Origin of the sequence: Arthrobacter sp. G.S.26 (assembly GCF_050847375.1) — a bacterium.
Classification (GTDB): Bacteria; Actinomycetota; Actinomycetes; order Actinomycetales; family Micrococcaceae; genus Arthrobacter.
The window spans coordinates 197,803-224,736 of record NZ_CP193752.1; the positions used below are offsets into that span (position 1 = coordinate 197,803).

Here is a 26,934-nt window from a genome sequence, read left to right on the forward strand (position 1 = left end):
ATGGGCATCCGCTGGCGCGGCCGACTGCTTAGGCCAGGGCCGCCCGACCGGCGCCTGCGACGGCGGAACTGCCAAGATCACTGCCGGACAGGGCATGCCCCGAGGCCAGTGCTTCTGTCCAGGTTTGGGTGGTGGCGACCCTGGCCCAGTTCGAATTCAGGAGGGCCATGAGGGTCTCGTGGACGGTTCGGGCATCGGCGAACCCTGCGTCATTGGCAATGTTGACGGCGCCGGTTGCATCGGACAGGACCTCCGTGTGGATTCCAAGGAATTCTGCCTCCACAGCGGATGCAAGGATGCAATTGTTGGTCATGTAGCCCACCAGGGTGACGGTGTCTACCTCCCGGTCGCGAAGCCACTCAGCCAGGTCCGTGCCCGCATAAACCGAACTGTACTGCTTGGTCAGCAGCTTCCAGGAGTCGGCTTTGCGCTGCTCCACTTCCGGATGCAGGGCGAAAGCCGGGGTGCCTGGATCGAAAACCGGCGCACCTGCTCCTGCGCTGTGCTGAACCGCCACCACCGGTATTCCGGCCGTCGCAGCCGCGTCAATTGCGCGCGCGATTTTTGGGAGTGACACTGCGTGGGCGGGGAACTGGATCTCCAGCGGGCCACTGAAGTACTGCTGCTGGATATCAACGATGATGAGTGCGCGGCGGGGCGTGGTCATGGTGATGTGCTCTCCTCGAGGAATGGCGTTGGGCAGGACTGCCGAATCTCATTCTTCCGGCGCGTCAAATAAGTCACCAGTGGCATGAATGCTGCTTTACGATGGATTTGAGCCAATGTATTTATGGTGTCCGGCGGACCGATCCGGCCCTTCGCGACGCAGCTGAGCCGCTCAACCCATCCATCCATGGAGACGCATGAAGATCGCCATTTACGCCTTCGACGGTGTGCCCATGTTCCACCTCGCGGTGCCCCAGATGGTTTTTGAGGAAGTCAAAAGGCAGGGGCATAAATGGTCCACTGAATTGTTTTCAGATGGCGTGAAGTCCTTACGTACAGCGGAGGGATATCAACTTGGTGGAATCTCCGGTCCGGAGGCCGCGATTGGAGCTGACGTTGTTGTTGTCCCATCGTGGTTCGACGACAATAGGACGGCGGGCGGTGACCTGCAGGCGCTCCTCGTCGAGGCGCACCGGAGCGGGGCCACGATTATGGGACTGTGCCTGGGGGCACTGGCCGTGGCCGATACCGGCCTCCTCGATCACCGGTCGGCGGTGACCCACTGGAAGTCCGTGAATGACCTGGCCGGACGCCGCCCAGCGGTCCACATCGATGCTTCGGTCCTTTACATCGATCACGGAGACGTCATAACTTCGGCAGGCACCGCTTCAGGAATCGATGCCTGCCTGCATCTGGTACGCAAGAACCTTGGGGCCGCCGCCACCAACGCCGTCTCACGCGCCCTGGTTGTGGCGCCCCATAGGGAAGGCGGGCAGGCGCAATACATCGAACGCCCCCTCCGTCCGCCACAAACCGACGACCCCATCTCCCGCGTCATCGAATGGGCCCTGAACAATCTTTCGGAACCGCTCAGCATCGAACAGCTGGCCTCCCGGGCACATATGAGCCGCCGGACATTCATCCGGGATTTCCAGGCAAGCACCGGCACCACGCCGGCATCCTGGGTGCGCAGCCGGCGCCTCGACGAATCCCGAAGGCTGCTGGAAGAAACCACCCTCCCCATTGATCAGGTAGCCTCCGCCAGCGGGTTCACCAGCACGGTCACCATGCGGCAAAACTTCGCGACCGCATTCGCAACAACCCCCACGGACTACCGGAGACGTTTCGAGGCCCTCCTGCCCTCTGAATGACTCCGCAGAGTTTGAAGGAGCCGCCTGAGGGCTTGTTGCCAAGCCGGGGCAATGAGTTTCCCGCACTGAGCGTAACCTCCAGCGATCTCAACCGGTCCGCACACGCAAAAACCCCCGACGTGTGGTCGCCGGCGGTCTTGGTGCGGGGTTGGGTTTGCTTTCACTATCCCCAGAAGGTGTCCTCGATGTAAGGGTCGGAGGAGAAGAGGCGTACCTCGGTGATGGACCCGTCGTCGACGGTGAGCAGGTCCATGCCTGGCATGTCCATGCTGGCCCCGGTCCGGGTGCCGGAGAACTGAACAGGGACAGCAACCATGGAGCCGTTGGCCATCATGGTTCCGTTGACGGCGATCACAAAAGTGCCTTGGCTTGCCTCCATCATGCCGCCCAGGAGGGCGCCGATCGCGTCAAGGCCCTGGTGGGTGCCGGAGAACCGGTTGTCGCCGGGCTGGTACCAGATTACTTCGGGCTTCAGCAGTGCCATGGCAGCAGGGACTTCCCCGCGGCTGAGGGCGTCGAAGTAGGCGGTGGCAACGTCAATGGGTGTGGGGCGGGTCATGATGGTCTCCTTGGAGTGGGGATCGAGATTCCAATGGTTACATCTGGTAACCTGTTACCTCAACGTAACTAATAGAGACTTTTGGTGGTGTTTCAGGTGAGTGTCCCGGTATGGAACGTCATGGTGGCTTCGTGTCCCTCGCGGACGTCCCTGGCGAGGATTGCCAACAAGTGGACCGCGATGATCGTGATTGCCTTGAGTGCCGGGCCCTTGCGGTTCGGGGCGGTGCGGGAGGCGGTTGGTGGCATCAGTGGGAAGGTCCTCGCCGATACCTTGCGGGACCTGGAGCGGGATGGGATTCTTAGCCGGACCGCGTACAACCAGATGCCTCCCCGGGTGGAATACGAACTAACGCCGCTGGGCTGTTCGTTGCAGGAGCCACTCACGGCCTTGGGCCGCTGGGCCGAGAAGAATATCCCTGATGTTCTTGCGGCGCGGGAAGCTTATGATGACCGCGCCCACCCGGTGTCGCTTTCCTGACAGTTGGACACAGGCAACACCGCGTCCCCCGGGACTACCTGCAGCAGTGGGTCATATGGGATGCGCCGCCTCGGAGGCTTGAATAGATCATCATCGACAGCGCCAAGTAGCCAGCGGCATGGAAAGACCCCAGACCCTGGATAAGCGAAGTACCCAGGCTCCGGGGTTTTCTTCTCCCAGCAGTTTGCCATCCAAAGCAGGGAACGGCAGCGCAGAACTACCGCCAGACCACCGTGTACGCGTAACCGTTACCGTTCCTCACGCAGCCCTCAACCAAACGCACGTAAGAACCAAAGCCGGGACGGGCAGCATCCAAACGAGACTCACACAAGGCTTTCGTACCATTCCAGTACACGACCCGCTCAGAAGCCTGAGCCGGCAAGCCAAGCGCGATTCCTCCCCCAACGAGCATTGATGTAGCAACAGCAGCGGACGCGAGCTTCCTCTTCATATTCATCATGTCGTGAGAATAATTTCCGGTGAAGGACGGGTCAATGGGCACTGCTGCCCATGTCGCAGCCACCCCTAGACCATCCGGACACGGTAAAAGATCAACCCCTCGGGTTTTTTCCGCGCACCCCGGGTGCGTCAGGCATGAGTTGCGGCGTGTCAGCCCGTCAGGTGGTGACGCGGTAGCGGATGTGCGTGACCAACGCCGTCCCGCTCACCTCGGTGGGTTCCAGGTTCAGGCCGGTCACGCCGTCCAGGAGCCGCTCGCCTGCCCCCAGGGCGATGGGCGCTATATGCAGCCGGAGTTCATCGATCAACCCGGCCGACAGGTACTGCCGTGCAGTCTGTGCCCCGCCTGCAATGGCCACATCCCCGCTGCCGGCGGCTTGGCGGGCCTGCGCCAGGGCCGTTTCAATTCCATCGGTGACAAAATGGAACGTGGTGCCGCCCGCCATTTCCAGCGGCGGGCGCGCATGGTGGGTGAGGACAAATACGGGTGCGTGGTAGGGCGGTTCCGCACCCCACCAGCCCTGCCAGTCCGGATCCCACGTCCCCGGCCCGGCAAACATGTTCCGGCCCAGGATGTAGGCGTCCGCTGCCAGGATGCCGTCGCGCTCGGCTGTGTGCTCTTCGGGTTCTTCGAACATCCAGCGGTGCAGCCGCTCGCCGCCCCGGCCCAGTGGCTCGGCCATGCTTTGGTCCGGGCCAGCGACGAAGCCGTCGAGGGAGATGGTCAGGTCGCAGGTGACGAGGCTCATGCGCCCATCATGCCACTGCGGTGGATCACCGGGCCCCCTGTTCCCTGCGTGGGAACAATCAGGGTTTGCCGCCGGCAAGCTGTCCGACGGCGCGGGCTTCGAAACTGCGGATGTGGTTCAGCACCAGTTCCGTCGCGGCGTCGGTGTCACCCCGGCGGGCCGCGGCCAGTATGTCGGCATGCTCCGCGGCCTCGACGTCCCACGACGGCTGCTGGGTCCACGCGTTGACGGAGATCAGCGCCGTCTGTTCGCGGAGCCCGTCCAGCATGTCCACCAGGACCTGGTTGCCGCAGTTTGAATAGAGCAACTGGTGGAAATCGCGGTTGGCGAGGCTCCGGTCGGCTTCATCCAGTGCCCTGGCCGCGCGGTTCAGCGCGTCCTGCGCGAGCTCCAGGTCAAGGCCGCGCTCGATGGTTCGTGCAACGGCCACCGGCTCAAGCAGGGAGCGGACGTCAAAGACACTGCGGGCCATCTCTGCATCCACCGCCCGGACGGTGGCGCCCTTGTAATCGCTCATGGTCACCAGGCCCGCGCCCACAAGCGTCTTCAGCGCCTCCCGCACCGGCGTTTTCGAAATCCCGAAATAGCGGGCCAGCTCGGCCTCAACCAAGGCCCGGCCAGCGGGTAGTTCACCGGTGAGGATCGAACGGCGGAGCGCCTCGACAACGAGGCCTGTCCGGGACGCTGACGGCAGGAGGCCATGGGGAGTTGGTTGGCTGGTCACGCTCAAACTTTCCCACATTCCGGGACCGCATGCTGCATCGTACTTAGTATATGATGTATCAAGAGTCATGTGATCACCGACGATCGGAGCCCCAGTGCAGTCTTCATCCTCATTCGGCCGAGCCGGAACGGGGTCCCGCCCGGGACGCCGCTTTGCCAGGTCGGGGCTAGCCGCCGCGCTGACGGCAGCGGTCCTTGCGCTAACCGCCTGCGGCGGCGGAACCTCCGGGCAGGAGGCTGATGGTGTTGTGGAGCTTCGGTTTGCCTGGTGGGGCGGCGACAAACGGGCCCAGCTGACCCAGGACGTCATCGCCGCGTTCGAAGCGGAAAACCCGGACATCAAGATCAGGCCGGAGTTTGGTGATTCGGGGCCGTACTGGGACCGGCTGGCCACCCAGGTTGCAGCCAACGATGCCCCGGACATCATCCAGATGGACGAGAAGTACATCACCGAGTACTCCAGTCGCGGCGCCTTGCTGGACCTGTCCAAGTACAAGATTGACACGTCAAAATTTGATCCAGCAGCACTCCAGTCGGGAACCAGTGAAGATGGCCTCACTGGCCTGCCAGCCGGCATTAATGCGCCCACCATCCTGGCCAATCCGCGGGTTTTCGAGGCCGCCGGTGTTGAACTGCCGGATGACGCAACCTGGACGTGGGCGGACTTCGGGCGCATCGCCGCGGAAGTCACAGCCAAGTCACCGCAGGGCACCTACGGATCCGCTGCGTACGGCGGGGACGAAGCCTCCCTCGGCGTCTGGTTGCGCCAGAACGGCAAGTCCCTCTACACCCAGGACCGCACGCTTGGGTTCGAAGCGCCGGACATCGCGGCGTGGTGGGCCTTCCTGAAGGAGCTCCGCGAGAAGGAAGCAGTGCCCACCGCCTCTGAAGTGGTTGAAGCCGAGGCCGCCACGCTGGATCAGAGCGGCATCGCCGTGGGCACCAACGGATTCGCTTTCAGATGGTCCAACCAGCTCCCGGCACTGGAAAAGGCAGCCGGTGGCGACCTGGAGATCCTGCGGTTCCCCTCGCGGACCGGCGAAGCAGCCGATACGCAGCTTTGGTACAAGACCTCGCAGTTCTGGTCGGCGTCCGCAAGGACTAAACACCCCGAAGAAACGGCCCGGTTCATCAACTTCCTGGCCAATGACATCAAGGCCGGGGAAATCCTGCTTGCGGAGCGTGGCGTGAACCCGAATTCCGGGATCCGGGCCGCCACGGAAGCGAAGTTGCCGTCCGCCGACCTCAAGGTGGTTAAGTTCATCGACCAGATCAAGGGAGAGCTGGGAGCTGCTCCCGCCCCGCCGCCGAAAGGCGCCGGTATCATCCAGGAGATCATCCGCCGCTACACGGTGGAGGTCCTGTTCAACCGGCTGTCGCCGGAAGAAGCGGGGCAGAAAGCGGTGGACGAAATGAAGGCCGCCATCAGCGCCTGAGTCCGGAGGAGCGGGTGACCGCCGGCCCTGTCGGCTCTAAGCTGGGCTGACACATCACTTAGGGGGCATGCATGAGGCGTTCCGCTGCTGGACCGGAGGCGCGCTGGGCCAGTGCTTCCGCCGTCGCTGACGGCATCAAGGACGTGGGCGTCGAGGCAACCGTCCGGTTTTACTTCCAGGCGGTCTTCCCCGCCACGGTGCTGGCCGCACTCTGTGCGGGAATGGCCTTGGCAGCCAGCGGCGCCGTGTCAGCCGTCGGTATTCACCTGTCAGGCTTAACGCTGGGCCTGTACCTGGCCGCGATTGGGGTCCTCGCCGTAGGAGTGTTGTACGGGTGGCTGCGGATTATGCCCAAGGTCCAGCCGCTGCGCGCCCTTGTCACCTCGGAACTGGGGCCGGCAGCGGCGCGTCACGTCCGGCGCCAGATCCTGGGAATTGAAGCGGTGGATCCTGCCGCGCTGGGTGTTCTTCGTGGCGCGGCCGCCCAGATGCGTGAACGTACTGCCCGGCGCCTGGTGACGACGCCAGGACTGTCGCTCTACTTCGCTGCCCTGGCTGTGGACGGGGACCCCTGGCGCGTCTCCAACACGCTGTCTCTACTGCTCTTCGTGGCCACCATCCCCCTTGGCGTCCAGGCATTCCGCCAGTTCTCCAGGACCGGAAAATTCCTGCGGGAAACGGCGTGATGCGTTGGGATGGGGGGACGCTCACGGCGAGGCAATCGGAGCTGGTGGCCGCCTGGTGCGGTGAGCCGGAACTCATTGAGGATCTGTCCTGGGGTTTGACTGACACCACGGTTCTTCGCATCCGCTCCAGGGGCAAGGATCTGATTGTGAAAGCCGGCGGACCGGACAACCACCACCTCGGCCGCGAGATCATGGCCCACACCTCCTTCACTGGACCGCTGGTGGAGTCCGGCCGGGCCGCAACCATGCTGCACGCAAGCATCAACGAGGCCCTCCTGGTGGCCGGCTACCTGCCCGGGGTCCTGGTGGAAGGCACCCCGGATGAACAGAACCCGGAGACATATCTGCAGGCCGGCAGGCTCCTGAAGGCATTCCACAGCCAGGCCCGCACAGCGGACAGCGGCTGGGAAACCCGCGCTACCGCCAAAGCCCTCGCCTGGCTGGACACTGACCACCGGATCGATCCCCGGGTGGAAAGCCGGGCCAGGCAGTGCCTCGCTGACTACCGGGCCGCCGCCGCCGAGATGGTGCCCACCCACGGGGACTGGCAGCCGCGGAACTGGATCAGCAACAACGGCGCCATCAGCGTCATCGACTTCGGCAGGTTCGACCTCCGGCCGGCAGCCACCGACCTGTGCCGGCTGGCCGTCCAGCAGTGGCAGCGGGACCCGGCCCTGGAAGCGGCCTTCCTCCGTGGCTACGGCGCAGACCCGCGGGATGGGGACGCCTGGCCGGTTTACCTGCTCCGCGAAGCCATCGGCACTGCCGTGTGGGCGCACCAAGTGGGCGACGGGGCGTTTGAAACGCAGGGGCACCGGATGCTGGACCAGGCGCTGTCGCGATTCTGACGCAGGACCGGCACCCCTGATTCCCACGTAGACTGGCAGCATGCGGCTGGTGGCAAGTGATATTGACGGAACAATCCTGGGGCACGACGGAAAGATCAGCGACCGCACCATCCGCGCCTTCCACGCCTGCCGTGACGCCGGCGTCGAACTGGTCTTTGTAACCGGCCGGCCGCCGCGCTGGCTTTATCCCCTCCAGGAGCAGCTGGGTCACTCGGGCACGGTCATCTGCTCCAACGGCGCTGTGGTGTGGGATCTCGAAGCAGACCGGCTGGTGTCGGCCAAAACCCTTGACATCGCCACGGTCCTCGAAGCCCGCCGCATCATCAAGGACCTGCGGCCGTCCGCCCGGTTCGCGGTGGAAACGCTGGCCGGCTTCCACCTGGAGTCCGGGTTTGTGGAAAACGAATCCAGCGAACTCCTGGCTGAATTCACACCCGCGCCGCTGGCGGACACCCTGACGGACGACGACGCCGTGGTGAAGTTCCTGGCCATTGTCCGGGAGGGCACCGCGGACGAATTCCTCGCGGAGGTGCGTCCCGCCGTCGGGCATCTGGCCTCCGTAACGCACTCCGCACCCACCGTGGCCATGCTGGAACTTGCCCGGCCGGGCCTGAACAAGGCCGTTACCCTGGCGGGCTACGCTGCCGCGCTGGGAATCGACGCCGCGGACGTGGTGGCGTTCGGCGACATGCCCAACGACATCGAGATGCTCCGCTGGGCCGGCCACGGTTACGCGATGGCCAGCGGGCATCCGGACGCCATCAGTGCCGCCGGCCAGCAGGCACCGCATTTTGACGACGACGGCGTGGCCCAGGTCCTTGAGGCCAGGCTCGCAGGGCTGGGCGCGCCGCTGTCCTGACGCGCCGCCGCCGGACAGGTTCCAAGGTGGCATTCAGCTAACGATCATTCCGCGTTTACCTTCCCTCCGTAGCGTGGCTTCCGGAGAGCCCCAACCTCTCCTTACGAGCACTGAGGGGTAACGATGGCAAAGAACGTCAAGCATGGCAGCGCCGAAGCACCACTGCGCCGGGCAACGCCGGCCCCGCACTGGCGGAACCTGAGCCAGGGCGACCGTGTCCGGGTCCTGCTGAGCCCGGGCTTTGAGACCGGCGGCCTGGTCGATGCCATCACCGCAGACCACACCGCCGTATGGATCAACCTGGACGGCGGCCGTGGCCGGACCCTGCTGCACTGCAGCGACGGCGTGGAGATCCTGCCCGCCGAGAGCTAGCCGCCGCGGCTCGGGTACGCTCGCTGTGTGACCCTGCCCTACTTCGAGAACATCGGCGACGGCGGCCGGATACTCCCCATCGCCATGGCCCACCGCGGGTTTTCCCGGGAGGGGCTGGAGAATTCGATGGCGGCCTTCCGGGCTGCTTCCGGGCTGGGGTACCGGTACCTGGAGACGGACGTGCACACCACGGCCGACGGCGTGCTGCACCTTTTCCACGACGACACCCTTGACCGGGTGACGGACGGCCGGGGCAAAGTTTCGGAGCTCACCGCGGCCCAGGTGGCCGCCGCGCGGATCAGTGGCCGGGAGCGCGTGCCGCTGTTCGACGAACTCGTCACCGCACTGCCTGCCGTCCGGCTGAACCTGGACGTCAAGGACTGGAGTTCAGTCCGGAGCCTCGCCGCGGCCATCGAGCGGCACCGGGTCCACGACAGGGTCCTGGTGACGAGCTTTTCGGACCGGCGCCGCAGGGCCGTGCTGGAACTGCTGACCCGGCCCGTCGCCGCGTCCGCGGGCCTGGTCTCCAACGCCCTGTTTACGCTGCTGGGCCCGGTACTCCCCGCGCCCATGTTTGCCCGGCTGATGCGGCACGTGCTCCGCGATGTCCAGGCCCTGCAGGTCCCGGTCCGGCAAGGCCCCGTCCGGGTGGCCACTCCGGGCTTCATCCGCCGTGCGCACGCCCTGGGGCTGGTGGTGCACGTGTGGACCATCAATTCCGCCGACGAAATGCGCCGCCTCCTGGACCTGGGTGTGGACGGCATCGTCACGGACCGCGCCGACCTGCTCCGGGACGTGCTGCTGGCCCGCGGGGAATGGCCGGCGGCCGGCGGGCGGTCCTAGGACCGGTGTCCGTCTCCGGGCGTGTTCGGGTCCGGGACCTTCGCGCGCGGCGCTCCTCTCAAGCGTGCCGGCCACGCCGGCCTGTCCTTCAGGATTATCAGTATGCTTACAATTAGTCCAGGGCTGGGGAATCCGCCACGGCCGGACAGGGAGGACACGCACCCCATGAGCACTTACCATCCGGAAAATGATCCCGCCAATCCCGATCAACCCCGAAGCGACCAGGCCGGCAGTGCAGGGCCGGCCGGCACGGACAAGACCGGGCCGCACCCGCATGGCAAGGACTCCGCCGGTACGTCCAATCCGGACCCTGCTGAAGGCAACATCACCGGTCTGGAACCCGGCGGGGGAGTGCCGCCGGGTGAAACGCCGCCTGCAGAAGACCAAATGAGCGGCGACCAGGGCCACGCAGAATAGGTCTTCTGTTGCCTAACGGGACTTTTTGGGCGTGGCCGAGCCGGACGCTGTTTCGCGCTCACGCAGCTGGCGCTCCAGCACGTCCACGTCAAGTTGCTTGTTCCAAGTGGCCCAGTCCTGCGGCCGCACGGAAGGCCGGCCCAGCAGGTAGCCCTGGCCGGCGCTGATGCCCAGCTGGGACAGGGCCTTAAGCTCGCCCACGGTCTCGACGCCTTCGGCAACCAGCGTGCTGCCGATCTGGTCCGAGAAGTCCACCAGGCAGGCTGCGAGGGCCCGCTGCAGGCCGTCCGAGTCCACCCTGCTGATGACGTTCCGGCCCACTTTGATGAAGTCCGGCCGCAGGTGGATCATCCGGCTCAGGTCGCCGGCCCCGGAGTGGGCGTCATCCACGGCAATGCGCAGGCCCTTTTCCCGCAGCGGATTAATCGCAGCGATGAATTGCAGGTATTCCTCATCCGAAATGCTGTCCGTTAATTCGAGGACCACGCGATGGATGGGCAGGTCGATGTGCGCGAACAATTCCGGCAGCCGCGGATCAATGCAGGATGAGGGGGAAATGTTCAAGGAGACGTAGAGGTGTTCGGGCAGGTCGCGCGCCGCGGCTGCGGCGGACCCCAGCGCCGAGAACTCAAGGTTGGCCCCGAGCCCCACGGCGGCCGCTTCCGCGAACCACAGCTCCGCCGCGGCGCCGTCGTCGCTGACGAAGCGGGACAGTGCCTCGACGCCCACCACGTTCCTGCCGGCCAGCCCGTAGATGGGCTGGAACGCCGTCATCAGCATCTGGCTTTCCAGCAGGGCACTGATCCGCGAGATGCTTTGGATCGCATCCATCTGCTCGATGATCTGCGGTGGCAGGACCGGCGGCGCCAGCCGGCGCGGTGCGCCTTCCGTGTTCTGCGCTGCCGCGGCGTCCTGCTGCCGCGCCTCCAGGAGGTACTCCAGCAGCGCCCGCTCGGGGACGCCGGGATTCTCATCGAGGCTGTTGCTCAGGCGCTGCCGTATGGCCGCTCCGGACGGATCAGAATCCGCCAGAACAGCCGCAATAATTCCCCATGCCTGTACCCGAACCGACATTAGCTACGCCCCCAGTTGACGAAGTAATGACCCCATGGACCATTTATTGTTCAAATTTCAAAACGCCTTTTACGGTCGGTGTTGCTGTTGATGCCCAACATGGTGCGGTGCTGAGAACCTGACGCCGCACGATGATCGTATATCGGAGTGACCGAAAGCGCAGTACTTTTACAGTTTCGGGCTAGCGCTTTCCGGCTGGTCAGCCAGTAATGCCGGAATTTTCTCGGGCGGGACGGGCCGGCTGAAATAGTAGCCCTGCGCGCTGAGGCAGCCCAGGTCCAGCAGGATCTGGGCCTGTTCGGCGGTTTCAACGCCCTCCCAGACCGCTTCCAGGCCGCAGGCGCGCACCAGCTGCAGAACCGCTGCGACGAGGGCCGGCTGGTTGGGATCGGTGCCCAGCCCCGTGATGAGCGAACGGTCCACCTTGACCCTGTCCACGGGCAGCCGGCGCAGGTAGCTGATGGACGAGTAGCCGGTCCCGAAGTCGTCGATTTCGATGCCGACGCCCAGCCCGCGGAGTCCGCCCAGGGAGTAGCGGTCCAGCTCGTTGCCCTTGACGATCGCAACTTCCGTCAGTTCCAGCACCACCTGGTCCGGCTGCACCCCGGTTTCCTTCAGCACGGTCCGCACATCCTCGATGAACTGCAGGCTTTGCAGGTCGGTGGCGGAGATGTTGATGCGCACGGAGAAGCGGGCATCCACCAGGCCGTCGTCGATCCAGCCGCGGAGCTGGCGCACCGCGGTGCGGAGCACCCACAGTCCAAGCTCGGAGATCAACCCGGCTTCCTCGGCCAGCGGAATGAACTCGTCCGGCATGATGAACCCGCGTTTGGGGTGGTTCCAGCGGATCAGGGCTTCCACACCTTCGATCCTGCCCGTGCCCAGCTCCACCACCGGCTGGTAATACAGCGTCAGCCCGCTGCTCCTGATGGCGGTGCGGAGGTCCTCCACCAGTTGGCTCCGGAGCCGCCGGACCAGCAGGAGGCCGGGTTCAAACCGGTGCAGGCGGCTCTGCCCTTCGGCTTTGGACGCGTACATGGCGACGTCGGCCTCCATCAGCATGTCCTCCGGCGTCGGGTTTTCACCGCCCACGCTCAGGCCGATGCTCGCGCCGCAGCGGACGCTCCGGCCCGGCAGTTCGATATGTTCCTTCAGTGCCGCCAGGATCCGGTGGGCCACAATGGTGGCCTGGTCGGGGGACGCCGAGGGCATCACCACAGCGAACTCGTCACCGCCCAGGCGGGCCACAACGTCGGAGCTGCGGACGGCACCGCGGATCCTTTCCCCGACCGTAATCAGCACCTGGTCGCCCGCCGTATGGCCCAGGGTGTCGTTGATGGACTTGAACGCGTCGAGGTCCAGCAGCAGGATCACCGGTCCCTCGCCGGCCTCCCGCTCGGCGTCCAGTGCGGAGCGCAACGCCTCGATCAGCGCGGAGCGGTTGGCCAGACCCGTCAGCGGGTCCTGCATGGCCATCTGCTGCATTTCCAGGTGCGCCTCATGCAGCAGCCGGGTGCGGATCTGGACGCGCTGCTCAAGCTCTTCGTAGATGACCTGGAGATCTTCGGCCAGCAGGTTGGTGCCCATGATGATCGCGTCGAGTTCATCCCGGTTGGCGGACACCTCGATCCGGGAGCTGAGGTCACCCGAGGCGAGCCGGACAATGCCTTCCAGGAGCTGGGAAAGCCGGGGATCGTCGTCGGAAAACATGTGTGGTCCTCCTTCCGGCCCTAGTTGGCCCGGTTGCTGTCGGCGTCCAGCGGCAGGCTGACTGTGACCGTGGTGCCCAGGCCCAGGGTGGACGCCACGTCGATCCTGCCGCCGTGCCGGGCCACGATGTCGCGGGTGATGGCCAGCCCCAGTCCGGTGCCGGGGATGGCACCGGACATGGCGTTGGAGGCCCGGTAGAACCGGGTGAAGACGTGATCGATTTCCTCGCTGGAGATGCCGATGCCCGTGTCCGCCACGCTGACGGTGGCCCAGCGGCTGCCGTCCGGGGCCTTGTGGGAGACGCTGCCCACCTCGATCCGGCCCCCGCTGGGGGTGAACTTGATGGCGTTGGAGACCAGGTTGGTGAAGACCTGCTGCAGCTGGACCTCGTCCGCCAGGATTTCCGGGTCTTCAGGCACGGAGTCGACGGCGATGGTCACGTTCTGCAGTTTGGCCAGCGGCCGGAGGGCTGCTGCCACCAGGTCGAGGGTGTGCCCCAGCCGGACCGGGGTCAGGTGCAGCAAGCTGTTGTCGAGGCCCGCGCGGGAGACGCTGAGCATGTCCTCGATCAGGGACCGGAGCCGTTCCGTGTTCCGCACCACGATGTCCAGCATCTGGTGCACCTCGGAGGAGACCGGACCCTCGGTGCTCTCCTGGATCATGTCCAAATACGCCATGATCGAAGTGAGGGGTGTGCGCAGCTCGTGGTTGACGGTGGCCAGGAAATCGGTTTTGGCCTTGTCCAGCTGCTGCAGTTGCTTGACCACCTGCAGCTGGTTGCTGATCAGGTGGCTCTGGATCAGCCCGTGCGCCGCGTTGCCGGCCACGTGCTGGATGAGTCCGCGTTCGGTCCGGGACCATTGCCGGGGCTGGTCCACCATGGCAATCCAGATGATGCCCAGGGAGGAATCGCCTTCGCCCATGGGCACGGCCAGTGAGGAAACGGCATCGGTAATGCCCGCCGCCGGGCCCTCGCCGCCGGTGGCTTCCTCATCGGAGGCGTCAGTGGAGAGGGTCTCGGTCCCGGCCCAGAGGTAATCCGCCACCTGGCGGGCCTGCACTTCGTCCGGGATGGCCTCGGCGCCGGCGGGTACCAGGCCGGGCCGGTTCCACGTGGCCGTGATGCGCGGAACCCGTTCGTCTTCGAACGTGGTCAGCCACACCCGGTCGGCGCCGAAGGTTTTACCGAAGCCCGCTACGACGTGCTGGGCTATTTCCTGCGGGTTGTTCGTGGCGCGGACGGCTGCGGAGACCTGGCGGAGCTGCCCGCGGAGGGCCTCGGCTTCCTGCCTGGCACTGCTGCGGCGGGCCACCTGGTCGATCAGTGCCGTGGCACGGTGGACCAGTTCGGCGGGCGGCGGGGGCTTGGTGATGCAGTCGTGGATGCCGGGGGGCGTCATCGCGGCAATGTCGGCCGGGTCATCAAGGTCCACAAGGACCAACATGGGCGCGTCGGAATGCACGGCGGACAGGGAGGCGTCCGCCACGATGACCGAGGGCTGGCCGGTGGCAAGGAGGGCAGCCAGGCCGGCGGCGTCACCGGTGGTCCGGACGGCGTAACCGACGCGCCGGAGTGCAGCGGCGTTGACCTCCAGCCGGCCGGCGTCGGGATCTGCCACGACGGCGGTACGGGGTGCGCGCCATTCACACGGCACATCAGCCGCCACAATGTCCCCTTCCCTCACAGTTGAGTACATTGTAGGGGGAGCAGGGGTGATGGGCTCCATAGGTAATCTGCGAAGGAGACGCGTGACGGATCAGCCGGCTGAACCTGTGAAGGGCGACCTGACCCTCGATGCGGGCGGCGTGCTTCAGCTGTTGTGGCCGCGCGGCGCGTCCATCAGCGAGGCCGATGCCGAAGATGCCATGCGCCGGGTGAACCTCCTCTGCGGCACCGACACGCATCCCATGCTGGTTGACATGGCCACCACGGCGCAGGTCAGCCGCGGCGCCCGGGCCGTTTTCGGCCGGCCTTGCCAGGCATCCCGGATTGCCCTGCTGGGCTCTTCGCCCGTGGACAAGGTGCTGGCCAACTTCATCCTGGGCATCAACAAGCTGCCGTGCCCTACCCGCTTTTTCACCTCCCGCACGGAGGCCATGGCGTGGCTTCAGCTGGACTCCGGGCACGGAGCCTGACGGGCAGTGCCCAGGGCTGGCGCTGTCACAGAACAAGTGCATGGGCGCCCGGAAAGGCGTTCCGGACTTATATTTGAGGCGTGTCCACCGTCAAAAGTTCCTTCGGCGCCTGCCCGCCGGCACTGCGCTCCCTGCTGGCTGCAGCGCGTCGATACCTGCTGATTCCCCGGCTGGCCCGGCTCTCACGCTCCGCCCCCAAAGACCGGGCGGTGGCCTGGGACCGTTACTGGGCCGGCATCAGGACCACCGGTATCGGCGGGGAAGTCCTGTGGGACTCCGGCACCGAACACGAGTTCCTGGTTTACCGGGACACGCTGGTGAAATACCTGGACCCTGCCCTGCCCGTGGTGGACGTTGGCTGCGGCCACGGCAGCTTCACCCGGTCCCTGGCCGGCCTGTTTAGCCAGGCCATTGGTGTGGACATCTCGGCGCACGCGGTGGAGCGGGCCCGGGCCGAAGCCGCCGGGCTGGGCAATGCCAGCTTCGAGGTCCGGGACATGACTGCACCGGGCGCGGCGGAATCTTTGGTGGCCGGCGGCAGCGCCAACGTTTTTGTCCGCGGCGTCCTCCATGTCCTGGACCACTCGGACCAGGCTGCGTTTGCCGCGAACCTCCGGCGGCTCGCCGGTCCGGGCGGCACTGTGTTTATCGCCGAAACAAACTTCCAGGGCAACCCGGTGGCGTACGTTTCGCATCTGGGCGCCACCGGCCGCGGCATTCCCGCGCCGCTGGAGCGCGCCATCCGCGAGCTGCCCATGCCGGGTCATTTCGGTCCCGTGGAGCGGGCGCGGGCCCTGCCGGCGGCGGACTGGGAGCTGCTGGCGGACGGTGCCGTGGCCATCGAAACCAACCCCGCCACGGGGGTGCCGGAGCAAAGCCGCGTGCCCGGTTACTTCGCAGTGCTGCGACCCCGCAGCTAGGGCCGTAATAAACCCCACCCCGGCGCGACCGCGGCAAGCGCTTTCCCGCCGCAGGCTGGCATGATGGTCGGATGCGCATTCTGATTGCTCCGGACAAGTTCAAGGGTTCCCTGACCGCTGCCGAAGCGGCAGTGGCCATCGCGGAAGGCGCGCTGCGCGTCTACCCTGACGCGGTGGCCACCCAGTTCCCCATCGCCGACGGCGGCGAGGGCACCCTGGAAGCGGCAGTGGCCGCGGGTTACGAGGAACGCGTCAACGCCGTGGTGGGCCCCATCCTTGCCCCGGTGGGCGCGGCCTGGGCCCTGCACAAGGACGCCGCCGGCCACGTTACCGCCGTGATCGAGACGGCGCAGGCCTCCGGGCTCGCTGAGATGGAACCCACACCCGCCAATGCGCTACGTGCCCACAGCTACGGCTGCGGCCAGCTGATTGCCGCCGCCCTCGACGCCGGCGCCACCGAGATCGTGCTGGGCCTGGGTGGCTCGGCCATGACCGACGGCGGCAGCGGCGCCCTCCGGGCGCTCGGCCTGAAGCCGCTCGACGCAGCCGGCAATGTGGTCCCGCTGGGCGGTGGCGCGCTGGCGGACATTGTGGCCTTGGACAGCACCGGCCTGGACCCCAGGCTTGCGGCCACCACCTTCCGGATCGCCGTGGACGTCCGCAACCCGCTGTACGGCAGCATCGGCGCAGCACACGTCTTCGGGCCGCAGAAGGGCGCGGATGCTGACGCCATCGAAGCGCTCGACGCCGGGCTCCGCAAGTGGGCGTCCATCCTCCGGGAGGCCACGGGCCGGGACGTGAACGTCCCGGGCGCCGGCGCCGCCGGAGGCTTCCCGGCGTCGTTCCTGGCCTTCACCGGCGCCACGTTGGAAGGCGGCTTTGCGCTGGTTGCCGGACTGACCGGCCTCGCCCACCAGCTCGGCTCAGCCGACCTGGTGATCACCGGCGAAGGATCCATGGACTCACAGTCCCTCACCGGCAAAGCGCCGATCGCCCTGGCAGATGCCGCACGCGACCGCGGCATCCCCGTGATTGTGGTGGCCGGCCGGATCCTGGTGACGCCCGAAGACCTGGCCGGACATGGCGTGGTGGCCGCCGCCCAGCTGCTGGACGTGGCCGGAAGCCCGGAAGAAGCGATCGCAAACGCCGCAAAGTACCTGACCCGGGCCACCACGCAGGTCCTGGAAGGCGCCTGACCCCCGGCGGACCTGCCGGCACTTGGCGCTGCGCCGGCCGGGCCCGGTTGGGCCGGGCGGGGATTTCCCGGGCCGGGAGCGCTACGAGCCCGTCTCGTAATGGGGTTCGGCAACCGGCTTGGACTCCGGGGACCCCTTTTCCCGGAGGTACACCGACGCTCCCACCAGCACGGCGACGGCCAGGAATTCGCTCTGCCAGTTCTGGAAGGACTCGAACCAGAACCGGCTGGTGGCCAGGTACTGCAGGACCGTGACCGGCGCCGCGCCGTGGCTTAGCTGGTCCTCGCTGTAGGCTGCTGCGCCGCCCACGGCGTGCAGGGCGAAGGACGCCAGGAACAGCAGAAGCAGCAGGATGGACAGCGAGTGCTCGTAGAGCACCAGCGCGGCACCGCCCCGCTTCACCGGCCACGGCGTGGATTTACCCACGGTGGCGTCCCGGGGGTCCTGGTCCTGCGGGGCCGCCTTTCCCATCGGCTTCGACTCCGAAGAGCCTTTCTGGAACAGGAAAACCGTCAGGATCACGTACATGGCCATCTGGAGGAACTCCGACTCCCAGTTCTCGAAGGTGGCCTCCACAAACGCCCCGGTGCCAAGGAACTCCAGCACGGAGACCGCTGCCTCGCCGTGTGCCTGCTGCTCGTCGCTGTACGATGCGGCGCCGGAAAGGATCATCCCGCCGAAGAACACCAGGAACAGTCCGGCGTTCGCCAGGAGCAGTCCGTGCTCCTTGGCCCATCTGCCCATATTTCGGCCCTCCTTCATTTGGCGCCGTTGCCTGCAGCGGCGGCACGCCTGTTCAAGTGCAGCGGAACGTAGACCAGGAGCACCACCATGACGGCCAGCAGTACCCCACCGGCTGTCAGCCCCGCCTGCCGGCCTGCGGTCACGTCGAACACCAGGGCGGCCGTTCCGGCGCTCAGCAGGGCGATCCCTGCCAGGGCGATCTTGGTGATGGCATCGGCGCTGGAGACCAGGGTTTCCTTCAGCCGCTTGCGGAAGAGCCGCCGGTGCACACTGACGGGCGACAGGATGAACGCGGTGGTCAGCGCGGCAACCACCACATTGACCAGGTAGAGGGTGACCTGGAACCGGTCCAAATCCCCAAACCGCTCCTGGAAAGGCAGGGTCAGGAGGAAGCCCGCAAGGATCTGCACGCCGGTCTGCAGGACCCGCAGTTCCTGCAGGAGTTCGGCCCAGTTCCGGTCCAGCTGCTCCTCCCGGGTTTCATTCCTCCCGGTCGGGCCAGTGTAGTCCTCCACTGCGGACACGCCGCCTCCTTCTGCCGTGCATCGGTGCTGATCCATTTCTACTCCTCCGCTACAGAGAAACAAGGCTGCTGCGTCCGGAAACAATATTTGATAAGTTTGCTGATTATTCGCACGGAAACGGTGGACTTCGGTCCGCCGGCCGGGATAGCTTCGAAAGACAGGTACCCGGCGAAGCTCTTCGAAACCCGACACAGGCAGGCGGACCATGAGCGGAACGAACAAGCAGACCACCCAGCCCACAGACCCCCGGGGCGGTTACCACGCGGGCCCGTTCCCGGAACAGGAACAAAAGCAGCCCGGCCTCACGGCCCCCATGGACCCCACCCCGGACCACGGCGAACTCAGCTACGAGGGGCACGGCAAGCTCCAGGGCAAGGCCGCCCTCATCACCGGCGGCGATTCCGGGATCGGCAAGGCCACGGCCATCGCGTTCGCCCGCGAAGGTGCCGACGTTGCCATCTCCTACCTTCCCGAGGAGGAGGACGACGCGCAGGACACCGCGGCCTGGATCCGGAAGGCGGGCCAGCGGGCCCTCCTCTTCGCCGGAGACGGCCGGGAGGAGGAGTTCAGCACGCGTATTGCCGACGAAACGGCTGCGGAGTTCGGCCGGCTGGACGTGGTGGTCCTCAACGCCGCCTACCAGAAAAACCGGGAAAGCCTGGCGACGCTGCCCACCGAGGAATTCGACCGGGTGTTCAAGACCAACCTCTACTCCCTGCTGTGGACCGCCCGGGCCGCGGTACCGCACCTGAAGGCCGGATCCGCCATCATCACCACGGCCTCCATCCAGGCCTTCAATCCTTCCCCAGCGCTGATCGATTACGCCATGACCAAGGCAGCACAGGTGGCGTTCACCAAGGCGCTGGCCCAGGAGCTCGGGCCCAAGGGAATCCGGGTCAACGCGGTGGCGCCCGGTCCCATCTGGACGCCCCTCATCCCCGCCACCGAATGGCCGGACAAGCTTCCGTCCTTCGGCCAGGACACGCCCCTCGAAAGGGCCGGCCAGCCCGCAGAACTCGCGGCAGCCTACGTGCTGCTGGCGTCCGAGGACGGGTCATACATCTCCGGCGCGGTGCTGCCCGTGACCGGCGGCAAAGGCCTCTGACGGCCAACCAACCCCCGCTCCACACCAGCAAAACCCCGCTCCACACCAGCAACCAGGAGGAACCATGGCACAGGACAACCAGCACGCAGAGCCCGAGAAGGACCCGGGAGGCTACGGTACGCCGACGGCCGAACAGGAAACGGCCGGCAGCGCCCAGCATCAGGGCGACGCCGCCACCAACGAGTCCCAGGCCGACGGCGACACGCCCGTGGCACGCGACATGGACCTGCCGTCCGCTGCGGCGGAGATCGACGAAACCAATGATGACTCCAAGGGGTCCGCGCCTGTCTCTTCGGAGCCGGGGCAGGAGGCGGCCGGCGTCCCGGATGGCAGCGGCAACGATCTTCCGCAGGAAAAGTCCCCGAAGGACGACGACGGCGAGGACTTCGCCGCCGGCTGAGCAGGCACCCCTGTTCCGGAGGCCTCCGTTCATCCTTCCCCAAGGCTGGACGGAGGCCTTTCCCGTGCCGGCACCCTCTCGCGGCGCATCCGCCGCCAGCGTAGAGCCGGCTCCAGAGGCGCGGACGTCCGCGCGCCGCGGCATCCCGTCACACCCGGCCGCAAGGACCCGGCATGACCGCCGGGTGGGTGCGTCCCGAGGCATAACCTGGTGCCTGCGGGTGCCTGAAAACCTCCCGCCGGAGCGCCGCCGCGACGTATCCTTGAACAAGGCTTCATGGCAGGCCGCAACGGACACGAGCAAGGCTGGAACATGGCTGCTGAACCTTCGGGGCAGGTCGGCTGGGGACCGCTTCCAGTTCCACCCGAGCCAGTTCTCGACAGCAAGGACGTGGAGAACTATCTCGGGGAGATGACCCGCGGGTTCATGACGGACATCAGGGCCGCGGACCGTGGCATCGGGTGGGCGGCCACCATCTTCCGGCAGGGGTCATCCCGGACCCTCGCCGCCAGCAGTGAGCAGGCCCGGGCCGCCGACCGGGAACAGTGTTCGTTCGCTGACGGGCCGGTGCTGGCAGCCCTGGGCAGCGGTGAGTTCGTCCTCCTGTCCGATTTGGCAGTGGACAGGCGCTGGCCCGGGTACTCCAGCGCCGCGGCCGGCCACGGAGTCCTGTCGCTGCTGGCCGTCCCCATCGTGTCCGAGGGGGCCGGCAGCGCCGCCATCACGCTGTATTCCCCGGAGCCCTACACCTTCACCAGTGATGACATCCTCCGCAGTACCAGCTACGCCCGGAAAGTGGCGGGCGCCCTCCGGATGGTGGCGCAGGTGGCCGGCCGGGCGGAGTCCGTGGCGGGGATCGCCGTGGTCCGAAGCTCCCTGGTGCTGGTGGATCTGGCCGCGCGGAGCCTGATGAACGAATACGGCCTCAGCCGTGAGGCGGCGCTGCGCATCCTGCAGGCGCAGGCGCTGAGCCACGAACTGGACCTCCGGGATGCCCTGCACGTTGTGGTTCCAGGCCCGGCGCCGGAAGGCCCAGGCATCCGGCCCCAAGCTGTGCCCGGGACGGAACCGGGGCCGGCTCCGGAAGCTAGCGCTTCCTGGCGCGTTTAGCCGCAGCGTTGGCGGCGGCCTTCGCCGCGGGCGGAAGGGGGGCCGGCTCCATTTCGGGTTCCGCCGCGGTGCCCCGGGCCTTGGCGATGGCCTTCATGCCGTGGTAAATCACCAGCGCCGCAGCAGACCCCAGGGCGATGCCCGTGAACGTCAGGTCGCCGATGGTCCAGGTGTAATCGGCGATGCCGATGATCAGGGCCACGGCCGCGGTGGTCAGGTTCACCGGGTTGGCGAAGTTCACCTTGTTCTGCACCCAGATCTTGACACCCAGGATGCCGATCATGCCGTACAGCATGGTGGCCGCGCCGCCCAGGACGCCGGCCGGGACGGTGGCGATGAGTTCACCGAACTTGGGCGAGAAACTCAGCAGGATGGCAAACATGCCCGCCACCCAGTAGGCCGCCGTCGAATAGACCTTGGTGGCTGCCATCACGCCGATGTTTTCCGCGTATGTGGTGGTGCCCGATCCGCCGCCGAAGCCGGCCAGTACCGTGGCGGCGCCGTCGGCCATCAGCGCACGTCCGGAGACGCCGTCGAGGTTCTGCCCGGTCATGGCCGCCACGGACTTCACGTGCCCGATGTTTTCTGCCACCAGCACCAGGACCACGGGGACAAAAAGGCCCAGGACGCCGATGTGGAACTCAGGGGTCTGGAACTGGGGCAGCCCCACCCAGGCTGCGGCGTCCATCTTTTCGTAGCTGACCTCACCGCGGAGCATGGCCACGAGGTACCCCACCACCACGCCCACCAGGATGCTGAGCCGGCCCAGGATCCCGCGGAACAAAACGCTGACCAGGATGATGGTGGCCAGGGTGATCACCGCGGTGATGGGGGCTTTGTCGAAGTTGTCCTTGGCCGCCGGCGCGAGGTTGAGGCCAATCAGGGCGACGATCGCGCCCGTGACAATGGGGGGCATCAGGCGGTTGATCCAGCCTGATCCGAACTTCTGGACAATGGCCCCCACCAGGGCCAGCGCCGCGCCGGCCACAACCACGCCGCCCAGGGCGCCGGCCACACCGAACTGCGCCTGCGACGCCGTAATGGGTGCGATGAACGCGAAGCTTGAGCCGAGGTAGCTGGGCACCTTCCCGCGGGTGATCACCAGGAACAGCAGGGTACCAATGCCGGAAAAAAGCAGGGTGGTGGCAGGCGGCATGCCCGTGATGATCGGAACCAGGAAGGTGGCGCCGAACATGGCCACCACGTGCTGCATGCCCACCCCGATAGTCAGTGGCCAGGCCAGCCGCTCGTCCGGCGCCACCACCTGGCCCGGTTTGATGGCCTTGCCGGTGCCGTGCAGCTTCCATTTGGTTCCGAGCATGCTCATGGGGGCGGGGCCTTTCAAAGGTGGGGAGGGTGCCGTGGAGGGCGGGGATTTGCTGGCAACAGACTACCGCGCGGCGCTGCTGTGGTGAACGTCACGGGCCGTCACGGGAAGAGGACAACTTCAGTTGAAGTTGCAACCATAGGAAGCAACAAGTCTCCCCCCCGTGAGCGGGGAGGTACAGCGAAAGGTAAGCCAATGACCATTGCCCATGAAGAAGCGGTTATCGATTCCGCAGCCGTCGACGCGATTTTCGCCGAGGCCCGCACCGCCAACTCCTTCACGGGGGATGTCACCGAGGACCAGGCCCGCGCCATCTACGAGCTGACCAAGTTCGGCCCCACGGCCTTCAACTCCCAGCCGCTGCGCGTGACCTACATCCGCTCCGACGAGGCCCGCGCCAAGCTGGTGGATACCCTTGCCAACGGCAACAAGGCCAAGACCGCCTCCGCGCCGCTCGTTGCCGTCCTCAGCTATGACACCCACTGGGCCGGCCAGTGGGACAACTTCCTGCCCGGCTACAACGCCCCCAAGGCCATGTACGACGCCGATCCCGCCCTGGCCGCCGCCACGGGCAACAACAACGCGCACCTGCAGGCCGGCTACTTCATCCTGGCCGTCCGCACCCTGGGCTTTGCCGCCGGTCCCATGACGGGCGCCAACTTCGCCGCCATCGATGCCGAATTCTTCCCGGCAGGTGACCAGAAGAGCTTCCTGGTGGTCAACATCGGCCAGCCCGGAGCCGACGCCTATGGTGCGGCCAAGCCCAAGTTCTCCTACGACGAGGTTGTCCGCACCCTCTGACCCGCAGTCAGGAACACCGCTTAAACCAGTGATGCTCTATCACTTATGGTTCCCAACCAGGCCGGATGGGAACCATAAGTGATAGAGCATCTGGCGTTTGGGGCTAGGCGATGACGCCGTCCACCAGGGCCTTGGCTTCGGCCTGGACCTGCTTGAGGTGTTCTTCGCCCTTGAAGGACTCGGCGTAGATCTTGTAGACGTCTTCGGTGCCGGATGGGCGGGCCGCGAACCACGCGTTCTCGGTGACCACCTTGAGGCCGCCGATGGAAGCGCCGTTCCCCGGGGCCTCGGTCAGCTTGGCGGTGATGGCCTCGCCGGCCAGTTCCGTCGCGGTGACGTCCGACGACGACAGCTTGCCCAGTGCCGCCTTCTGCTCACGCGTGGCGGCGGCGTCGATCCGGGCATACACCGGGGCGCCGAACTGGTCCGTCAGGCCCTTGTAGAGCTGGGAGGGTGATTCGCCCGTCACGGCGGTGATCTCGGAGGCGAGCAGGGCCAGCAGGATGCCGTCCTTGTCGGTGGTCCACACACTGCCGTCCAGCTTGTTGAAGGAGGCGCCGGCGGATTCCTCGCCGCCGAAGGCGCCCTCGCCGGAGAGCAGGCCGGGAACAAACCATTTGAAGCCCACGGGAACTTCCACGAGCTTCCGGCCGAGGCTGCCTGCAACCCTGTCGATGATGGAGGAGGACACCAGGGTCTTTCCCACCACGGACTCCGGGTTCCAGCCGCTGCGGTTCCGGTAGAGGTAGTCGATGGCCACGGCGAGGTAGTGGTTGGGGTTCATCAGCCCGCCGTCAGGGGTGACGATGCCGTGGCGGTCCGCGTCGGCGTCGTTGCCCGTGGCAATGTCGAAGGCGGCGCCGTCGGACATGCGGTTGATCAGGGAGGCCATGGCGGACGGCGATGAGCAGTCCATCCTGATCTTCTCGTCCCAGTCCAGCGTCATAAACGCCCACTGCGGGTCCACGGTGGGGTTCACCACGGTGAGGTCCAGGTGGTGCCGCTCGCCGATTTCACCCCAGTAGTCAACAGCCGCCCCGCCCATGGGGTCGGCGCCGATCCGCACGCCCGCCTCACGGATGGCGTCCAGGTTCAGCACGGACGGCAGGTCGTCCACGTAGCTGCTGAGAAAGTCGAACTTGCCGGTGCTCTCCGCGGCCAGGGCATCCGCCACGGGGATCCGCTTCACGCCGCGCAGGTCGGCTTCGAGCAATTCGTTGGCGCGGTTGGCGATCCAGCCGGTGGCGTCCGAATCGGCGGGTCCGCCGTGCGGCGGGTTGTACTTGAAGCCGCCGTCGCCGGGCGGGTTATGGCTGGGCGTCACCACGATGCCATCCGCCTGCGGCGCACCGGGCGCTGCTTTCCGGTTGTAGGTGAGGATGGCGTGGCTGAGGGCGGGGGTGGGCGTGTAGCCGTGGCGGGCGTCCACCAGGACCTGGACCCCGTTGGCAGCCAATACTTCCAGGGCCGAGTTCTGCGCCGGCTCGCTCAGTGCGTGGGTGTCCTTGGCCAGGAACAGCGGGCCGGTGATGCCCTGCCCGGCCCGGTACTCCACGATCGCCTGGGTGATCGCGACGATGTGCTTTTCGTTGAACGACGCCTTAAGGCTGGAGCCGCGGTGCCCGGAGGTGCCGAAGGCAACCCTCTGGGCCGGGTCCCCCAGGTCCGGGGTGATGTCGTAATACGCGTCAAGGAGCGCAGTGATGTCAACAAGGTCCTGGGGTTGGGCAACTGTACCCGCGCGGCTAGCCATGGGACCAGCATGCCAGAAGCGGGCGGCAGTCAAAACGAACCGTCCAGAATCCGGTCCCTTTTGGGCGCCCCTGTGACGCGGGGGCGTCATCAACCAAGTAGTGGCACCGAGTACCCCGGGCAGAAAGTACTTATATACCGGCTCCTTGGCCCGCTGCTACTTTTCAAGAAAATCCAGGGATGACATCAACCACGGACGACGCCGGCCTGCCGCCATCGTTGCTCCGGCCAGGAAGCAGGGACGGCCATGGGCGCAGGGGACGGGGCAGCTGAGCAGTCACGGCTGGCGGCCGAAAGGGTGGCCCGGCTGAAGCTCCAGCTGGACCGCGCCGAGCGGGCCACCAAAGCCTGGGATGCCGGTGCCGTGGGGGAGCGCATGGTGGCCGATAAGCTCGGCGAACTGGTGCCCCGCGGCTGGTACGTGCTGCACGATGTCCACTGGCCCGGCCGCCCCAAAGCCAACCTGGACCACGTCCTGGTGGGACCGGGCGGCGTGGTGGTGGTGGACGCCAAAAACTGGACCGGTGAGGTGCGTGTTGCTGCCGGGGTGCTGTGGCAGGGCCGGTACGCGCGGACCCAGGCGGTGGAAGGCGCCCTGGCGCAGTGCGCCGCTGTGGCGTCCGTCCTGGCACCGCAGCACCGCAGGCTGGTGCGTCCCATGATCTGCATGGCCGCGCAGCCGGATCTCTTCGGCGTCACCAACTCGGACGTGGCCGTGGCTGGAGCCGGGCGCGTTGTCGGTGCCATCAACGCGCTGCCCCCGGTCCTCGACCAGCAGGCGGTGGTGGGCCTGTACGCCCAGCTCGGGCAGGAACTCACCCACGAACAGGAGCCCGGGATCACGGCGTTCCGCACGGTTCAGCCAGGCACCGTGGTCCGGCCGGCCGGCGGCCTCCCGCCGCGCGGACCCCGGCCGGTGCCCGCCAGCCCCGGACCCGGCAGCCCTGCACCCGGCAGCGCCGCCAACGCCCAGCCGGCCGGCGGCAGCCTTTCCGGGACCGCCGGCAAAGCCAGGCCCGCTAATAAGGCCGGCGGTAAGGCCGGCGCCCGGCAAATGGGAAACCGGTCCCGCAAGGGACGCAGCATCAAGGTCCAGCACCCCGGAACCACCAGCGGGCTCCGGCTGGCGCTGCTGGCTGTCGTTGTAGTTTTCGCGGTATATCTGCTGCCGTATTTGGGGCGCTGACCGGCACGCGGCGGTAGGCTGGAAAGAAATCCTAGGGGGACCCTCTTGACCGACCAGCCTGCCAACAAGCCCGACGCCCAAGGCTTCGATCCGGCGCAGCCCGGTGTCCCGCCGTCGGGCTATGAACCGCCTGCCTTTGTGCCGCCGTACGGCTCCGACGCCCCGCCCGTTCCGCCCTACGGCGCAAACGAGGCGCCGCCGCTTTATGGCCAGGGCCATGGGCCGGCCGGTTACCAGGCGCCGCAGGGGTCGGCCCACGGCGACCAGTACGCCTCGAACCAGGCCCCGACGGGCCAATACGGCAACCAGTACGCCGCGGGACCTTACGCCCAGCCTGGCAGTCCCTTCGGTGCGCCCGGCAGCCCATATGCCCCGCAGGGCTACTACGGCATGGCCCCCCAGCCCAAGACGCTAAGCATTGCCAGCATGGTGTGTGGCATCGCCTCGGTATTGGTGGGCTGGCTGATGATCCCGCAGATCGCCGCCATCATCACCGGCCACATGGCGCTGAAGCGCGAACCGGCCGGCAAGGGCATGTCCATAACCGGCCTGGTGCTGGGCTACTTGTGCCTGCTGGGGTACGGCGCCTTCTGGCTGCTGTTGATCATCGGGCTCACGTACGCGAGCTCCAGTTCCTACGGGTACTGACCTGCTGCTGCCTTTCCAGGCTTGTCCGCGGATCCGAACCTTCAGGGCCCTGA

At 66.6% G+C, this 26,934-nt stretch carries 30 protein-coding genes; 18 read left to right on the plus strand and 12 right to left on the minus strand.

Annotated elements, in window-relative coordinates; translation table 11 throughout:
• Positions 1-28 precede the first annotated feature (28 nt).
• Entirely contained in the window at positions 29-667 is a 639-nt protein-coding gene (locus ACRB8A_RS00915; protein WP_432245396.1) for an isochorismatase family protein, read from the minus strand.
• 196 nt (positions 668-863) lie between these two features.
• Here ACRB8A_RS00915 and ACRB8A_RS00920 point away from each other — a divergent pair, with 196 nt between their 5' ends.
• Complete coding sequence (locus tag ACRB8A_RS00920) at positions 864-1,817, plus strand: GlxA family transcriptional regulator (protein WP_432245397.1); 954 nt, start codon at positions 864-866, stop codon at positions 1,815-1,817.
• A gap of 163 nt (positions 1,818-1,980) precedes the next feature.
• On the opposite strand, the gene ACRB8A_RS00925 is transcribed toward ACRB8A_RS00920, so the two are convergent.
• Positions 1,981-2,376, minus strand: coding sequence for a nuclear transport factor 2 family protein (locus ACRB8A_RS00925; RefSeq protein ID WP_432245398.1), 396 nt, complete (start codon positions 2,374-2,376; stop codon positions 1,981-1,983).
• A 92-nt stretch (positions 2,377-2,468) separates the two neighbouring features.
• Positions 2,469-2,624, minus strand: coding sequence for a hypothetical protein (locus tag ACRB8A_RS00930; RefSeq protein ID WP_285241368.1), 156 nt, complete (start codon positions 2,622-2,624; stop codon positions 2,469-2,471).
• Between ACRB8A_RS00930 and ACRB8A_RS00935 the strand changes: the two genes are divergently transcribed.
• Complete coding sequence (locus ACRB8A_RS00935; protein ID WP_285241362.1) at positions 2,557-2,856, plus strand: winged helix-turn-helix transcriptional regulator; 300 nt, start codon at positions 2,557-2,559, stop codon at positions 2,854-2,856. The genes ACRB8A_RS00930 and ACRB8A_RS00935 overlap by 68 nt on opposite strands.
• A gap of 617 nt (positions 2,857-3,473) precedes the next feature.
• Here ACRB8A_RS00935 and ACRB8A_RS00940 read toward each other — a convergent pair.
• Positions 3,474-4,064, minus strand: a complete 591-nt coding sequence (locus ACRB8A_RS00940) for a dihydrofolate reductase family protein (protein ID WP_432245399.1) — start codon at positions 4,062-4,064, stop codon at positions 3,474-3,476.
• 58 nt (positions 4,065-4,122) lie between these two features.
• Positions 4,123-4,788, minus strand: coding sequence for a GntR family transcriptional regulator (locus ACRB8A_RS00945; protein ID WP_056600086.1), 666 nt, complete (start codon positions 4,786-4,788; stop codon positions 4,123-4,125).
• A gap of 178 nt (positions 4,789-4,966) precedes the next feature.
• Between ACRB8A_RS00945 and ACRB8A_RS00950 the strand changes: the two genes are divergently transcribed.
• The 7 genes from ACRB8A_RS00950 to ACRB8A_RS00980 all read left to right on the plus strand — a co-directional run bounded on the left by ACRB8A_RS00950 (position 4,967) and on the right by ACRB8A_RS00980 (position 10,248).
• Positions 4,967-6,223, plus strand: coding sequence for an ABC transporter substrate-binding protein (locus ACRB8A_RS00950; protein ID WP_235504742.1), 1,257 nt, complete (start codon positions 4,967-4,969; stop codon positions 6,221-6,223).
• A 71-nt stretch (positions 6,224-6,294) separates the two neighbouring features.
• Positions 6,295-6,909 carry a hypothetical protein gene (locus ACRB8A_RS00955; protein WP_432245400.1) on the plus strand — a complete coding sequence of 205 codons (615 nt, stop codon included), beginning with the start codon at positions 6,295-6,297 and terminating at the stop codon, positions 6,907-6,909.
• A 95-nt stretch (positions 6,910-7,004) separates the two neighbouring features.
• Positions 7,005-7,757 (plus strand): phosphotransferase family protein, encoded by a 753-nt coding sequence (locus tag ACRB8A_RS00960; protein ID WP_231685978.1) that lies wholly within the window; start codon positions 7,005-7,007, stop codon positions 7,755-7,757.
• Positions 7,758-7,797: 40 nt separating this feature from the next.
• A complete protein-coding gene (locus tag ACRB8A_RS00965; RefSeq protein WP_050683729.1) occupies positions 7,798-8,616 on the plus strand; it encodes a Cof-type HAD-IIB family hydrolase in 819 nt (272 codons plus the stop codon).
• A gap of 123 nt (positions 8,617-8,739) precedes the next feature.
• A complete protein-coding gene (locus ACRB8A_RS00970) occupies positions 8,740-8,988 on the plus strand; it encodes a hypothetical protein (protein WP_050683728.1) in 249 nt (82 codons plus the stop codon).
• Positions 8,989-9,015: 27 nt separating this feature from the next.
• Positions 9,016-9,831, plus strand: a complete 816-nt coding sequence (locus ACRB8A_RS00975) for a glycerophosphodiester phosphodiesterase (RefSeq protein ID WP_432245401.1) — start codon at positions 9,016-9,018, stop codon at positions 9,829-9,831.
• Positions 9,832-9,996: 165 nt separating this feature from the next.
• On the plus strand, positions 9,997-10,248 hold the full coding sequence (locus ACRB8A_RS00980) for a DUF6480 family protein (protein ID WP_432245402.1): 252 nt from the start codon (positions 9,997-9,999) through the stop codon (positions 10,246-10,248).
• A 12-nt stretch (positions 10,249-10,260) separates the two neighbouring features.
• On the opposite strand, the gene ACRB8A_RS00985 is transcribed toward ACRB8A_RS00980, so the two are convergent.
• The 3 genes from ACRB8A_RS00985 to ACRB8A_RS00995 form a co-directional block, all read right to left on the minus strand.
• Entirely contained in the window at positions 10,261-11,322 is a 1,062-nt protein-coding gene (locus tag ACRB8A_RS00985) for an EAL domain-containing protein (protein ID WP_432245403.1), read from the minus strand.
• Between the two features lie 168 nt (positions 11,323-11,490).
• Entirely contained in the window at positions 11,491-13,032 is a 1,542-nt protein-coding gene (locus ACRB8A_RS00990; RefSeq protein WP_056600066.1) for a putative bifunctional diguanylate cyclase/phosphodiesterase, read from the minus strand.
• 20 nt (positions 13,033-13,052) lie between these two features.
• Entirely contained in the window at positions 13,053-14,717 is a 1,665-nt protein-coding gene (locus ACRB8A_RS00995; RefSeq protein WP_432245404.1) for an ATP-binding protein, read from the minus strand.
• 31 nt (positions 14,718-14,748) lie between these two features.
• Between ACRB8A_RS00995 and ACRB8A_RS01000 the strand changes: the two genes are divergently transcribed.
• From ACRB8A_RS01000 to ACRB8A_RS01010, 3 genes are all read left to right on the plus strand, one after another.
• Positions 14,749-15,168, plus strand: a complete 420-nt coding sequence (locus tag ACRB8A_RS01000; RefSeq protein WP_432245405.1) for an STAS/SEC14 domain-containing protein — start codon at positions 14,749-14,751, stop codon at positions 15,166-15,168.
• A gap of 131 nt (positions 15,169-15,299) precedes the next feature.
• Entirely contained in the window at positions 15,300-16,088 is a 789-nt protein-coding gene (locus ACRB8A_RS01005; protein ID WP_432246077.1) for a class I SAM-dependent methyltransferase, read from the plus strand.
• A 71-nt stretch (positions 16,089-16,159) separates the two neighbouring features.
• On the plus strand, positions 16,160-17,284 hold the full coding sequence (locus ACRB8A_RS01010; RefSeq protein ID WP_432245406.1) for a glycerate kinase: 1,125 nt from the start codon (positions 16,160-16,162) through the stop codon (positions 17,282-17,284).
• 81 nt (positions 17,285-17,365) lie between these two features.
• On the opposite strand, the gene ACRB8A_RS01015 is transcribed toward ACRB8A_RS01010, so the two are convergent.
• The gene (locus ACRB8A_RS01015; protein ID WP_050683720.1) at positions 17,366-18,028 is read right to left on the minus strand and encodes a DUF6766 family protein; all 663 of its coding nucleotides are present in this window, start codon (positions 18,026-18,028) and stop codon (positions 17,366-17,368) included.
• A gap of 14 nt (positions 18,029-18,042) precedes the next feature.
• Entirely contained in the window at positions 18,043-18,552 is a 510-nt protein-coding gene (locus ACRB8A_RS01020) for a DUF6328 family protein (protein ID WP_050683719.1), read from the minus strand.
• Positions 18,553-18,757: 205 nt separating this feature from the next.
• Here ACRB8A_RS01020 and ACRB8A_RS01025 point away from each other — a divergent pair, with 205 nt between their 5' ends.
• From ACRB8A_RS01025 to ACRB8A_RS01035, 3 genes are all read left to right on the plus strand, one after another.
• Positions 18,758-19,657, plus strand: a complete 900-nt coding sequence (locus ACRB8A_RS01025; protein WP_050683718.1) for an SDR family oxidoreductase — start codon at positions 18,758-18,760, stop codon at positions 19,655-19,657.
• Between the two features lie 64 nt (positions 19,658-19,721).
• A complete protein-coding gene (locus ACRB8A_RS01030) occupies positions 19,722-20,057 on the plus strand; it encodes a hypothetical protein (RefSeq protein WP_050683717.1) in 336 nt (111 codons plus the stop codon).
• 312 nt (positions 20,058-20,369) lie between these two features.
• Positions 20,370-21,167, plus strand: coding sequence for a GAF domain-containing protein (locus ACRB8A_RS01035; protein WP_285241149.1), 798 nt, complete (start codon positions 20,370-20,372; stop codon positions 21,165-21,167).
• On the opposite strand, the gene ACRB8A_RS01040 is transcribed toward ACRB8A_RS01035, so the two are convergent.
• Positions 21,145-22,494: a uracil-xanthine permease family protein gene (locus ACRB8A_RS01040; protein ID WP_432245407.1), complete on the minus strand. Its 1,350-nt coding sequence runs from the start codon at positions 22,492-22,494 to the stop codon at positions 21,145-21,147. The genes ACRB8A_RS01035 and ACRB8A_RS01040 overlap by 23 nt on opposite strands.
• Positions 22,495-22,689: 195 nt before the next feature.
• Between ACRB8A_RS01040 and ACRB8A_RS01045 the strand changes: the two genes are divergently transcribed.
• Positions 22,690-23,295, plus strand: coding sequence for a malonic semialdehyde reductase (locus ACRB8A_RS01045; RefSeq protein ID WP_285241147.1), 606 nt, complete (start codon positions 22,690-22,692; stop codon positions 23,293-23,295).
• Positions 23,296-23,398: 103 nt separating this feature from the next.
• Here the strand turns inward: ACRB8A_RS01045 and pgm are convergent, their stop codons facing one another.
• Entirely contained in the window at positions 23,399-25,048 is a 1,650-nt protein-coding gene (gene pgm, locus ACRB8A_RS01050; protein ID WP_432245408.1) for a phosphoglucomutase (alpha-D-glucose-1,6-bisphosphate-dependent), read from the minus strand.
• Between the two features lie 246 nt (positions 25,049-25,294).
• Here pgm and ACRB8A_RS01055 point away from each other — a divergent pair, with 246 nt between their 5' ends.
• Both ACRB8A_RS01055 and ACRB8A_RS01060 read left to right on the plus strand, forming a co-directional pair.
• Positions 25,295-26,233 carry a nuclease-related domain-containing protein gene (locus tag ACRB8A_RS01055; RefSeq protein WP_432245409.1) on the plus strand — a complete coding sequence of 313 codons (939 nt, stop codon included), beginning with the start codon at positions 25,295-25,297 and terminating at the stop codon, positions 26,231-26,233.
• A 45-nt stretch (positions 26,234-26,278) separates the two neighbouring features.
• Positions 26,279-26,881, plus strand: a complete 603-nt coding sequence (locus ACRB8A_RS01060) for a DUF4190 domain-containing protein (RefSeq protein ID WP_056601745.1) — start codon at positions 26,279-26,281, stop codon at positions 26,879-26,881.
• The last annotated feature ends 53 nt before the right edge of the window (positions 26,882-26,934 follow it).